Origin of the sequence: Pseudotabrizicola alkalilacus (genome assembly GCF_003443995.1) — a bacterium.
Lineage (GTDB): Bacteria > Pseudomonadota > Alphaproteobacteria > Rhodobacterales > Rhodobacteraceae > Pseudotabrizicola > Pseudotabrizicola alkalilacus.
Window position 1 is genome coordinate 1 of the sequence record NZ_QWEY01000001.1, and the last position, 12,811, is coordinate 12,811.

Consider the following 12,811-nt stretch of genomic DNA (forward strand, 5'->3'; position numbering starts at 1 on the left):
CCCCCAGGTCTGGCTCGACGCCCCAGGCGCACCCGTCGCAAAACTCGAAAACGAAAAACCACAAGGCGAAACAATCAGCTACGACGAACTCATCAAATCGTGGAACTGAAATAAAACCAAAGGGGGCAGGGCCATTGCCTTGCCCCTTTCATCTGTTCTTAAATATCCCCGCCGGAGGCTCCTGCTGCCAATGTCGGATGCCTCCAGCGGGGATATTTAAGAACAGATGAATACCACACCGAAAGAGATGCCATGACCCATATCCTTGCCATTGATCAGGGCACCACCTCCAGCCGTGCGATCCTGTTTGACGCGGGGCTGCGAGTCGTGGCCTCGGCGCAGGAAGAGTTTGCGCAGCACTATCCCCGCCCCGGCTGGGTGGAGCATGACCCGTCCGACCTGTGGTCCACCGTTGCCGCCACCGCGCGGGCGGTGATGGAAAAGGCCGGGATCAGGGCTGACAGCATCGCCGCGATCGGCATCACCAACCAGCGCGAGACCACGCTGATCTGGGACCGCGCCACCGGGCAGCCGATCCACAGGGCCATCGTCTGGCAGGACCGCCGCACGGCGGGCATCTGTGACGCGCTGAAGGACGCGGGGCACGAGCCGATGATTACCGCCCGCACCGGATTGCTGCTGGACCCGTATTTCTCGGCGACCAAGGTGAAATGGCTGCTTGACCATGTCGAGGGCGCCCGCGCGCGGGCTGAAGCGGGCGAGCTGGCCTTTGGCACGGTCGACAGTTGGCTGATCTGGAACCTGACCGGCGGGCGGGCACATGTGACCGATGCCACCAACGCTGCGCGCACCATGCTTTACAACATCGCCACCGGCGCATGGGATGCCGAGATCTGCGCGCTGATGGGGGTGCCGATGGCGCTCTTGCCCGAGGTCAAGGATTGCGCCGCCGATTTCGGCATGACCCGCGCCGATCTGTTCGGGCGTGAGATCCCCATTCTGGGCGTGGCGGGCGACCAGCAGGCCGCCACCGTGGGGCAGGCCTGTTTTGTCCCCGGCATGATGAAATCGACCTATGGCACCGGCTGCTTTGCGCTCTTGAACACCGGGGCCGACCGGGTGCCCTCCACCCACCGCCTGCTGACCACCATCGCCTATCAGTTGAACGACAAACCGACCTATGCGCTGGAAGGCTCGATCTTTATCGCGGGCGCGGTGGTGCAATGGCTGCGTGACGGGCTGAAGATCATCCGCCACGCCTCGGAAACCCAAGGCCTCGCCGAAGCTGCCGAGGAAGCGCAGGGTGTCATCCTCGTTCCCGCCTTCACCGGCCTTGGCGCGCCCTATTGGCGGCCCGACTGCCGCGGCGCGGTCTATGGCCTCACCCGCAACTCCGGCACGGCGGAACTGGCGAGAGCCGCTTTGGAATCCGTGGGTTACCAGACCCGCGATCTGCTTGATGCGATGCGTGCCGATTGGGGGGCCGCCGCCGATGGCGTGCTGCGTGTCGATGGCGGGATGACCGCCTCTGACTGGGCCATGCAATTTCTCTCCGACATTCTGGGCGCACCCGTTGACCGCCCCATGGTCACCGAGACCACTGCCCTAGGCGCCGCCTATCTTGCCGGGTTGCAGGCCGGCATCTGTGGCAGCCCCGAGGAATTTTCCAAAAGCTGGGCGCTCGACCGCCGCTTCCAGCCGCAGATGGACGCCGCCACCCGCGACGCCAAATACGCGCGCTGGGGCCGGGCCGTGCAGGCCACGATGTCGGTATGAGCTTCACCATCCTCCAGCCGCCGCGCATCCTGTTTGGCCGGGGTCAGGTGGCAAATGCCCCGAATCTGATCCGCTCCTTTGGCACGTGCGTCCTTATCGTACACGGCGGTTCGACACGTCACGTCCCAAAGCTGGTTGATGCGCTTGTGAAACTGGATGCAGAAATTCAGTGTTTTCCCTGTCCGGGTGAGCCAACGCTGTCCATGTTAGAGGATGCCCTCAACTGGACCAAAGGCTTTGCCCCGCAGGTCGTCGTCGCCATCGGCGGTGGTGCGACGCTTGACCTTGGCAAGGCCCTCGCCGCGCTGATCCCCGCCCCCGGCGGCCCGATGGATCATCTGGAAATCGTGGGCAAAGCCCTGCCGCTGCACGCCCCGCCGCTGCCCTTCATCGCCATCCCCACCACCGCAGGCACCGGGGCCGAGGTCACCAAGAACGCCGTCATCGGCCTGCCGGATCATGGCCGCAAGGTCAGCCTGCGCGACGACCGCATGATTGCCCGCGTCGCCCTCATCGACCCCGCCCTGACCGATGGCTGCCCGTGGCCCGTCACCCTCGCCTCCGGCCTCGATGCGGTGACACAGGGGATCGAGCCCTATGTCTCGGTCAAAGCCACGCCCTACACCGACGCCATCGCCCTGCCCGCCATCGCCCCCGCCCTGCGCGCGCTGATGGCCCTGAGCATGGGCGAAGACGCGGAGGCCCGCGACGCCCTGGCCTGGACCTCGCTCTGCGGCGGTCTGGCCCTGGCAAATGCTGGCCTTGGCGCGGTCCACGGCCTCGCCGGCGTGATTGGCGGCACCACCGGCGCGCCCCACGGCGCGATCTGCGGCGCCCTCCTTGGCCCGGTCCTGACCATGAACCGCGCCCGCAGCACCGGCGACGCCCGCACCCGGCTGGACCACGTCTGCGCGCTGCTCGCCGAGGTGTTGGACTGCACAGCCGAAACCGCCCCAGAAGCCCTCGCCACATGGGCGCATCAGGCAGGGCTGCCAAGACTGTCCGCGCTTGGCGTCAGGCCAGAAGACCACGCCGCCATTGCAGCGGCGGCGGAGGGTGCCTCATCGACGAAGGGCAACCCGGTGGTGCTGGGGCAGGGGGATTTGTGTAAGGTGTTGGTGGGGGCGGGGTGAGGTAAATGTGAAGCTATTGCAATGGGTTGCGGACAGTCAGGTGCGTTCGCACTGGGATTACATTAACCGATCAACCCGAGTCTGCTTAAACTAGACACCACATGTAATTAACAAGTAGGTGGAGGGTGTTCGCACTATCGAGCGTTTCAGTCATCGATAAGGCCACTAAGTGCGCCGCGCTTAAATGCATAGCTAGCTTCTGCAGCGGAAAACAAGTTTGAAACTAATGATATCTCAGGTGACGATGTAATTCTTTCATAACTCCCAGAAACTTTCTCAAATATACTTAAGTCAAAGCCACCTGACCAAATCCACTCTTCTTCATCAATAAAATACTTGGTTCTAGTTGCGGAGACAACATAAGTTTTATCTTGAAAGGTAGCTTGAAACGACCGATCAACCAGTGTCCAGGCGTCACCTTGGAAAATGGTAGAGGGCGACCAGTTTATTTCCTGTTTCGAGGTCAGTTTGAGTAGTTTGAATACTGCCGAGCGCCATTGATCAGAGGTGTAACTCATACTCTAGCATCCTCTTCTCTCCGATGGGTCTCAATTTCGTCAGCCAATTCGCTCAGGCTGTTTACCAATGCCCAAAAGTCAGGGTCATCGTTAACAGGAAGTTTGGCCGAGAATGGAGAGCTCATGCCATCCAATTTGCGCTTCAGTGTCTCGTAGTTTTTAGCCACTGATTTAGATATAAGGTTAAGGCTTTCAACTTTTACTCGTTCAAGTGAACGTAGAGCAACGCCCACTTGTGGTACGATTTGGCTTGACCTTAGACTTCCCATGTTGCTGCTGGAGGCTTGATTGGTCAGATTTTGGTTTATTGCAACAATCTTTTTCTGCAGATCCGGCAGCCTGCTCTTGGCGAAGTATCTGTCAGAGAGTTTCGAAACGCCCAAGGCTGCGCTAAGTGAGAAAACAACGCCAACATAACCGGCTATTCCGCCAAATACTGACCATCCCATCGAGGCATTGAATGGTGCAGACCCAAATATGATGATTGGCTTCACGAGTAGAATAAGCAAAAAAAACACCAAGGGAAACACGATGAGCGTAGTGACTAAACTTCTCAACACAATCTCCATATTCAAAGAAGTAATAATTAGCACTTCGTCAACTGCCTTGGGTGCAAGTAAACGTTCTAGTTGTCGTCAGATTTTAGAAATTTATATCTTTCTCCTGGAGCGCCGTCAACTGTGCAACCACATACGTTCGTCGCAAATAGCAACCGGAGACTCCCGCTGCTTGCTACAAGTCGTTTAGAATTTTCATGTCCGCGCAACGATAATATAGGCTCGCTTCGGCGGAAACTGAACCCTCTACTACTTGGCTCTTTCAAGCAGCGACAACTTTGTCGCTTATCCCAGCAAACCTTAACAACACCTTAATTCCACACCCCTAACCCCTTGATTCCAAACACCCCGCCCCCTTGTAACACAGTGGGAACCCACCCCCACCATTCCCAACCCCGTTGACACTGCGCGCCCCATGCCCCACCCAAAGCGGGGCACAAGGCGGGGGCTTTCATGGGCACGTGGGAATTCTGGATCGACCGGGGTGGCACCTTTACCGACGTGGTGGCCCGCCGCCCGGATGGCGGGCTGGAGACCCGCAAGCTTCTGTCCGAGAACCCCGAGCACTATCCCGATGCCGCCGTGCAGGGCATCCGCGACTGTCTGGGACTGACGGCGGCAGAACCGATCCCCGAGGGCCTGATCGGGGCGGTCAAGATGGGCACCACCGTCGCCACCAACGCGCTTCTGGAGCGCAAGGGCGAGCGGGTGCTGCTGTTGATCACCCAAGGTTTTGCCGACCTGTTGCGCATCGGCACGCAAGCCCGCCCCGATCTGTTCGCCCTGCATATCCAGCGCCCTGACCTGCTGCATGAGGCGGTGGCCGAAGTGCCGGGGCGACTGGATGCTGACGGACTGGAGCTCACTCCACTGGACGAGGTCGCCACCCGTGCCGCTTTGAAGGCAGCACGCAAGCAAGGCATCCGCGCGGTCGCGGTGGCCCTGATGCACGGCTACCTCAACCCCGCGCATGAGGCGCGGGTGGGCGAGATTGCCGCCGAGGAGGGCTTTGCCCAGATCAGCCTGTCGCATCAGGTCAGCCGTCTGGCCAAGCTGGTGTCGCGCGGCGATACCACGGTGGTGGATGCCTACCTGTCGCCCATCCTGCGCCGATATGTGGCGCAGGTCGAGGGGGCGCTGGATATGGGCCGCGCGACGGGGCGGCTGCTGTTCATGCAATCCTCGGGCGGGCTGACCGAGGCACACAGGTTCATGGGCAAGGATGCGATCCTGTCGGGTCCGGCGGGGGGCATCGTCGGCATGGTTCAAACCGCACAGGCGGCGGGGTTTGACCGGCTGATCGGCTTTGACATGGGCGGCACCTCGACCGATGTCAGCCATTATGCCGGGACTTATGAGCGTAGTTTTGAGACCGAGGTGGCGGGCGTGCGGATGCGGGCGCCGATGATGGATATTCATACGGTGGCGGCGGGCGGCGGGTCAGTCTGCAGCTTCCGCGATGGCCGGTTGCAGGTCGGGCCGGACAGCGCGGGGGCCAACCCCGGCCCCGCTGCTTACGGTCGCGGCGGGCCCCTGACCATCACCGATTGCAACGTCGTGCTGGGCCGGCTGTCGCCCGCGCATTTCCCGGCGGTGTTCGGCCCAGACGGCACCGCCCCGCTGGATGCCGAGGCGGCGCAGGCGCGGTGTGCCGGGATCAGCGCCGAGATCGCCGCCGCCACCGGCCAGCCGCCGATGACGCCGCAAGAGCTGGCCACCGGGTTCCTGCGCATCGCCATCGACAACATGGCCAATGCGATCAAGAAAATCTCGGTCCAGCGCGGGCATGATGTGACCGGCTATACCCTGCAATGCTTTGGCGGGGCGGGGGGGCAGCATGCCTGTGGCGTGGCCGATGCGCTGGGGATGACGCGCATCTTTATCCATCCCTTTGCCGGGGTGCTGTCGGCCTTTGGAATGGGGCTGGCCGAGATCCGCGCGCTGCAGGAGGTGCAGTTTGATGCGCCCTTGTCGGCGATGGAGGAGGCGCGGGACAAGCTGGCCGGGATCACCGGACTGGTGCGGGCCGAGGTGGCGGCGCAGGGCGCAACCGCGCCGCGCATCCTGGCCCGCGCGCATCTGCGCTATGACGGCTCGCATCAGCCGCTGGAGGTGGCGTTTGACGACGCGCCTGCGATGCAAGCGGCGTTCGAGGCGGCGCATCAGGCGCGCTTTGGCTTTGCCTCGCCCGAGCGGGCAGTCTTGTTCGAGATGCTGGCGGTGGAGGCGATTGGTGACGGCGCGGCCTTGCCGGAGGCCAAAGCCCCAGAGGGGCAGGCGAGCCCGCTGGCCCTGCAGCGGGTGTGGCTGGAGGACTGGGCCGAGGTGCCCCTGTATGACCGGGCGCAATTGCCCGAAGGCACCGCAATCGCCGGTCCCGCGATCTTGCGCGAAGCGACGGGGACGGTGGTGGTGGAGCCGGGCTGGCAGGCGCGGGTGGATGCGCAGGCCAACCTGATTCTGGAGCGCGTCACCGCCTTGGCCAGGGAGCATGCGGTCGGCACCCATGCCGACCCGGTGTTGCTGGAGGTGTTCAACAACCTGTTCATGTCGGTGGCTGATCAGATGGGGGCGACGCTTGCCAATACGGCGTGGTCGGTCAACATCAAGGAGCGGCTGGACTTTTCCTGTGCAATCTTTGACGCACAGGGCGATCTGGTGGCCAATGCACCGCATGTTCCGGTGCATCTGGGCAGCATGTCGCATGCGGTGAAGGTGGTCATTGCTGCCACCAAAGGCACCGCGCGGGAGGGCGATGCCTGGATGCTGAACAGCCCCTATAACGGCGGCACCCATCTGCCGGATGTGACCGTGATCACGCCGGTCTTTGTGGGTGGCGCGCCTGCGTTCTGGCTGGGGTCGCGGGGGCACCATGCCGATATCGGCGGGCGCACGCCGGGGTCTTCGCCGCCCGACAGCCGTCATATTGATGAAGAGGGCGTGCTGATCGACCTGTTCGCACTGGTCGAACAGGGGCGGCTGCGCGAGGCGGAAACCCGCAGTTTGCTGGCCTCGGCCCGCTATCCGGCGCGGTCGGTGGATCAGAACATGGCCGATCTGAAAGCCCAGATCGCCGCCAATGAAACCGGACGGCGCGAGCTGCTCCGCGTGGTGGCGGCCTACGGGGCCGGGGTGGTGGCCGCCTATATGGGCCATGTGCAGAACAACGCCGAGGAATGCGTCCGCGGGGTGATCGACCGGCTGGAGGACGGGGCGTTTGCCTATCCGATGGACATCGGCACCACGATCCAGGTCGCGGTGCGGGTGGACCGTGCCGCGCGCTCTGCCGTGGTGGATTTCACCGGCACCTCTGCGCAGCACATGGGCAATTACAACGCCCCTGCGGCGGTGGCGCGGGCGGTGGTCCTGTATGTGTTCCGCACGCTGGTCGGCAAGGCGATCCCGCTGAACGAGGGCTGCCTGCGCCCGCTGGAGATCATCCTGCCCGAAGGCTCGATGCTGAATCCGGCATCGCCTGCGGCGGTGATCGCGGGCAATACCGAAGTGTCGCAAGCCGCGTGCAACGCGCTGTATGGCGCGCTGGGGGTGATGGCCTGTTCGCAGGGCACGATGAACAACTTTGTCTGGGGCAATGCGCAGTTTCAGAATTATGAAACCATTGCGGGCGGCACCGGGGCCGGACCGGGGTTCGCGGGCTGTGACGCGGTGCAAAGCCATATGACCAACACCCGGATGACCGACCCGGAAATTCTGGAAAAGCGGTTTCCGGTGCGGCTGGAGGCGTTTGGCATCCGCAAGGACTCGGGCGGAGCGGGGGAATGGGCCGGGGGCAATGGGGCGGTACGGCGGCTGCGGTTTCTGGAGCCGGTGACGGTGACGACGCTCTGCGGCAGCCGTGAGGTGGCCCCGTTTGGCATGGCGGGCGGTTCGCCGGGTGCGGTCGGGGAAAACCGGGTGATCTGGCCGGATGGACGGGTCGAGCGGCTGCGCGGCAATGACGAACGCGACCTGCCGCCCGGTGCTGCGTTCGAGATGCTGACACCGGGCGGCGGCGGTTGGGGGCAGGCGTAATCGCCGCGTGCAGGCGTTGCGGAATGCGCCTGCACCCCCCATCTGATCGGAAACCCGTTTCCATCAGGAGTGTCGATATGTTCAACGCGAAATCTTTGCTCGATTCCGTGATCGGTCAGGTCAGTCAGGCGACCGGCGGCAAGATCGGGGCTCAGGGGGCCGATGGTCTTGGCCAGAAGGCCAAGGAGCTGTGGGGCGGGCAATCGGCTTTGGGCAAGGGCGCGATTGCGGGCGGGCTGATGGGCATTCTGATGACCAAAGGCGGGCGCAAGATGCTGGGCACCGGGGCAAAGGTCGGCGGCGCGGCGCTGATCGGCGGGCTGGCCTACAAGGCCTATCAGGATTGGCAAGACGGCAAGGCGGTGACGGCAGAGCCGGGGCCGATGGCGTTGCCGCAACCGGAGGGCACGGTGTTCTTGCCGTCCGATGCGGCGCAGGCCAATGACCTGTCGGCGCGGCTGTTGCAGGCGATGGTGGCGGCGGCAAAGGCCGATGGCCATGTGACCGCCGACGAGCGCGCGCGGATCGACGGGCAGTTGGCGGCATTGGGGCTGGAGCAGGAAGCGTCGGCGATGATCGCCGCCGAGCTGGATGCCCCGCTTGACCCCGGCCGGATCGCGGCTTTGGCGCGGAGCGAGGAAGAGGCGGCGGAGATCTACGCGGCATCCCTGTTGGCGGTGGACAGCGACGGCGCGGCGGAAAAGGGCTACCTTGCCATGCTGGCCGCGCGATTGAAGCTGGATCCGGGGCTGGTCGCGCATCTGCACGCAAAGGCCGAGGCGTTGGCCTAATACCCACCGTCCGGGGGCGCTGCCCCCGGACCCCCGGAGTATTTGCAAAGCAGCAATGCGGGGTCAGGCGGGCGTGACGTTTAGCCAGACCCCGCCTTCCGGGCGCAGGGTCAGGATCATGACCGGCTTTGGCGCCTTGCCCGGAACCAGATCAAAGCGGAAGCGGGCCAGCAGGGTGGCGAGGATGATCACCGCCTCTTGCAGCGCGAAATTTGCGCCGATGCAGACGCGCGGGCCATCGCCGAACGGCAGATAGGCGTAGCGCTCAACGGGTTTGGTCGCAGTGAAACGGTCGGGGTCAAAGCTGTCGGGGCGGTCCCACAGCGCGTGGTGGCGGTGCAGCGCGTAGATCGGCAAAATGATGGTATCGCCCGGCAAGACCTCGCGGCCGCAGAGGGTGTCGGCGGCCTGTGCGGTGCGCGACAGGAAGGCGGCGGGCGGATAGAGCCGCAGGGTTTCATCCACGATGCGGCGGATCAAGGGCAGGGCGGCGATGTCGGCGGCAGTCGCGGCACGGGTGCCAAGGGCGGCTTGCGCCTCGGCGCGCGCCGCGGCCTGAACGGCGGGATCAAAGGCGCAGAGATACAGCGCCCAGGACAGGGTGAGGGCCGTTGTCTCATGCCCGGCGACGATGAAGGTCAGCAGATTGTCACGCAGCTCCGGCGTGGTCATCTTGCGGCCCGACTTCGGATCTTCGCCCGCCATCAGCAGATCGAGCAGATCCGGCACACCCGGATTGCCCTCTGCCCGGCGGCGCTGGATCGAGCCGTCGGCGACGCGCTTCATCTGCCGCATGGCTGCGCCAGACATCAGCCGCCCCGGTCGGGGCACCCAGGCCGGGGCGCCGATGATGTCGAGCAGCGACACGCGGGCGGTCTGGGCCATGTAATCTTCGATGGCACGGTGTACCGAGGCGCGGTCAAAGCCCTCGCCGTCAGAGAAGGTCACATCCGAGATCACTTCGAAGGTCGCGGTCACCATTTCGTCATAACAATTGACCGCCCGGCCCGCGCCGGCAGCGATGCGGGCGCAGGCGCGGTCTGCGGCGGCGCTCATCACCGGGGCGAGTGCGGCGACGTTGCGATGCGAAAACACCGGGGCGGCGGTGCGCCGCTGCCAGAGCCATTCCTGACCCTCGGCCACAAACAGGCTGTCGCCGATGGCGGGTTCCAGGATCAGTTTCGTTACCACCGACTTGGGATAATTTGTCACGTTTTCCCGCAGGATATGGCGCAAAGCGTCCGGGTCCATCACCATATGCCAACGCTTTCCGGTGCGGCCGGACAGGATCGGGGCATGGGTGGCGATCTCGGGGATCAGCTCCAGAATGTTACGCCGCCCGGCCGCCAGCGACCCGAACACGCCCAAGGGACGCTTGCCGAGCGGCACTTTGACCGGCTCTGATCTGGCTGGGATGGGGCGGTGATCTGTCATGCTGTCTCCAAGGTTATGACAGATATAGGCGGATTTGCGCCTCTGTCACCGGCACACCCCGGCTTGCGCGGCTTTGCGCCACGGGCTATCCCGGCCAGACCCTTTGCGAGGAAGCTGCCCATGACCCCCGCCCGCCTGTCTGGACTCGGTCTTTGCCTGACCCTTTTGCTTGGCTGTGCCAGGAATGATCTGGCCGACCCGCCCGTGCCGCTGGGGGATTTCGCCCTGGGCCTGAACATTGTGGTCACTGACAAGACCCAGAAGGTGCCGATTTCGCGCGATGCCTCTGGCGAAGAGTGGGAAGCGGCGATGAAAAAGGCGGTTGATGACCGCTTTGGCCGGTATCAGGGGGCAAAGCTGTATAATATCGGGATATCGGTGGACGGTTATGCCTTGGCTCCTCCGGGGATTCCGGTTGTGGCGGCACCAAAGTCGATTCTTGTGATTACGGCCAATGTCTGGGATGACGCGGCGCGGACCAAGCTGAACGCCGAGGGCAAGCAGATCACTGTGTTTGAAAGCCTGTCGGGAGAAACCGTGATCGGCACCGGGATCACCCGGACCAAGCAGCAGCAGATGGATGCGCTGTCCTATAATGCGGTCAAGCGGGTCGAAGACTGGTTCCTGCAGAACCCGGAATGGTTCGGCCTGCCGATGGTCGTACCGGCGAAGGTAATCGATGTGGATGCAGATACCGGACGCTGACCCGCGGGAACTGCCAACAGAGGCTTGATTTCCCCTCGTTTACGGCTTACTTCGCCGCCCGTGTAGCATGGGGCCGGCGCTGCATTTGCGTGGGCCCCCCAAATCCAAGGGCGCTGGCGAATGGCAAAGGCAAAGTTTGAACGGAACAAACCGCACGTCAACATTGGCACGATTGGCCACGTTGACCACGGCAAGACGACGCTGACGGCAGCGATCACCAAGTATTTTGGTGACTTCCGCGCCTATGACCAGATTGACGGCGCGCCGGAAGAGCGGGCGCGTGGGATCACGATCTCGACCGCGCATGTGGAATACGAGACCGAAGCGCGCCACTATGCGCACGTCGACTGCCCCGGCCACGCCGACTATGTGAAGAACATGATCACCGGTGCGGCGCAGATGGACGGCGCCATTCTGGTGTGTGCCGCGTCCGACGGCCCGATGCCGCAGACCCGCGAGCACATCCTGCTCGGCCGTCAGGTCGGCATTCCGTACATGGTGTGCTACATGAACAAGGTTGACCTTGTTGATGACGAAGAGCTGATCGAACTGGTCGAGATGGAAATCCGCGAGCTGTTCTCGTCCTACGACTACCCGGGCGACGACATTCCGATCATCAAGGGCTCGGCCCACCAGGCGATGATCGGTGAGCGCAAGGACATCGGCGAAGATTCGGTGCGTGCGCTGATGAAGGCCGTTGACGACTACATCCCGACCCCGGCCCGTGCCGTGGACCAGCCGTTCCTGATGCCGATCGAAGACGTGTTCTCGATCTCGGGTCGTGGTACGGTTGTGACCGGCCGTGTGGAGCGTGGCGTGATCAACGTCGGCGACGAAGTCGAAATCGTCGGCATCCGTGACACCAAGAAGTCGGTCTGCACCGGCGTCGAGATGTTCCGCAAGCTGCTGGACCGCGGTGAGGCTGGCGACAACGTCGGCGTGCTGCTGCGCGGCATCGACCGTGAAGGCGTGGAACGTGGCCAGGTGCTGTGCAAGCCGAAGTCGGTGAACCCGCACACCAAGTTCGAAGCCGAAGCCTATATCCTGACCAAGGAAGAAGGCGGCCGTCACACGCCGTTCTTTGCGAACTACCGTCCGCAATTCTACTTCCGCACGACCGACGTGACCGGCATGGTCCAGCTGCCCGAAGGCACCGAGATGGTGATGCCGGGCGACAACCTGAAGTTCAACGTCGAACTGATCGCCCCGATCGCGATGGAAGAAAAACTGCGCTTCGCCATCCGCGAAGGCGGCCGCACCGTCGGCGCAGGCGTGGTCTCGAAAATCCTCGCCTGATCTGCGATGCAGGCGTAAGAGCCAAAGGGCGCGTGGGGTTCCGCGCGCCCTTTTTCATTGCCCTGAAAGGCCATGCCTATGACGACCTGTGTTCTTTGTGCTGCCCCCGACGCCAGCCCGGTACAACTTTCCCCCGGCGACGATGTGGCCGTGCTGTGCGCGACCTGCGCAGTGGCACTGACTGGCGACATCACTCCCGGCCCGCGCTGGCGCTGTCTGGGCGATGCGGTCTGGGCGCCGGAACCGGCAACCCAGATTGCGGCCTTCAGGCTGCTGAAGGCACTGCCGGGCGAGACATGGGCGGTGGATCTGCTGGAAACCGTGTATCTGGACCCGGAGGTGCAGGCACGGGCTGACGCGGGGCAGGGCGAGGCGCTGGCCGAGGTGACGCACCGCGACAGCAATGGCGCGCTGCTGGCGGCGGGCGATACGGTGGTGCTGATCAAGGATCTGCCGGTCAAGGGCTCGTCGATGGTGGCCAAGCGCGGGACGGCGGTGCGGGGCATCCGGCTGGTGCATGACAATGCGGATCAGATCGAGGGCAAGGTGAACGGTCAGACCATCGTGATCCTGTGCCAGTTCGTGAAGAAATCGGCCTGACCGGCCCG

The 12,811-nt window shown here is 63.7% G+C and carries 10 protein-coding genes; 7 read left to right on the forward strand and 3 right to left on the reverse strand.

The genetic code is table 11. The features are described 5' to 3' along the window. The first annotated feature begins 252 nt into the window (after positions 1–252). The gene (glpK, locus tag D1012_RS00005; RefSeq protein ID WP_118149316.1) at positions 253–1,737 is read left to right on the forward strand and encodes a glycerol kinase GlpK; all 1,485 of its coding nucleotides are present in this window, start codon (positions 253–255) and stop codon (positions 1,735–1,737) included. After that, entirely contained in the window at positions 1,734–2,870 is a 1,137-nt protein-coding gene (locus D1012_RS00010; RefSeq protein ID WP_118149317.1) for an iron-containing alcohol dehydrogenase, read from the forward strand. Before glpK ends, D1012_RS00010 begins: the two co-directional genes overlap by 4 nt. A 146-nt stretch (positions 2,871–3,016) precedes the next feature. On the opposite strand, the gene D1012_RS22285 is transcribed toward D1012_RS00010, so the two are convergent. Both D1012_RS22285 and D1012_RS22290 read right to left on the reverse strand, forming a co-directional pair. Then, complete coding sequence (locus D1012_RS22285) at positions 3,017–3,388, reverse strand: hypothetical protein (protein ID WP_147335594.1); 372 nt, start codon at positions 3,386–3,388, stop codon at positions 3,017–3,019. Then, complete coding sequence (locus D1012_RS22290; protein ID WP_158569128.1) at positions 3,385–3,945, reverse strand: hypothetical protein; 561 nt, start codon at positions 3,943–3,945, stop codon at positions 3,385–3,387. Before D1012_RS22290 ends, D1012_RS22285 begins: the two co-directional genes overlap by 4 nt. Before the next feature lie 453 nt (positions 3,946–4,398). Here D1012_RS22290 and D1012_RS00015 point away from each other — a divergent pair, with 453 nt between their 5' ends. After that, a complete protein-coding gene (locus D1012_RS00015) occupies positions 4,399–7,977 on the forward strand; it encodes a hydantoinase B/oxoprolinase family protein (RefSeq protein ID WP_118149318.1) in 3,579 nt (1,192 codons plus the stop codon). 77 nt (positions 7,978–8,054) lie between these two features. Then, on the forward strand, positions 8,055–8,768 hold the full coding sequence (locus D1012_RS00020; protein WP_118149319.1) for a tellurite resistance TerB family protein: 714 nt from the start codon (positions 8,055–8,057) through the stop codon (positions 8,766–8,768). A 63-nt stretch (positions 8,769–8,831) separates the two neighbouring features. On the opposite strand, the gene D1012_RS00025 is transcribed toward D1012_RS00020, so the two are convergent. Beyond that, positions 8,832–10,202 (reverse strand): cytochrome P450, encoded by a 1,371-nt coding sequence (locus tag D1012_RS00025; protein WP_118149320.1) that lies wholly within the window; start codon positions 10,200–10,202, stop codon positions 8,832–8,834. Between the two features lie 120 nt (positions 10,203–10,322). Between D1012_RS00025 and D1012_RS00030 the strand changes: the two genes are divergently transcribed. From D1012_RS00030 to D1012_RS00040, 3 genes are all read left to right on the forward strand, one after another. Further along, positions 10,323–10,907, forward strand: coding sequence for a hypothetical protein (locus tag D1012_RS00030; protein WP_118149321.1), 585 nt, complete (start codon positions 10,323–10,325; stop codon positions 10,905–10,907). Positions 10,908–11,027: 120 nt separating this feature from the next. After that, positions 11,028–12,203, forward strand: coding sequence for an elongation factor Tu (gene tuf / locus D1012_RS00035; protein ID WP_118149322.1), 1,176 nt, complete (start codon positions 11,028–11,030; stop codon positions 12,201–12,203). Between the two features lie 78 nt (positions 12,204–12,281). Beyond that, positions 12,282–12,803, forward strand: coding sequence for an alkylphosphonate utilization protein (locus D1012_RS00040; protein ID WP_118149323.1), 522 nt, complete (start codon positions 12,282–12,284; stop codon positions 12,801–12,803). Positions 12,804–12,811 lie beyond the last annotated feature (8 nt).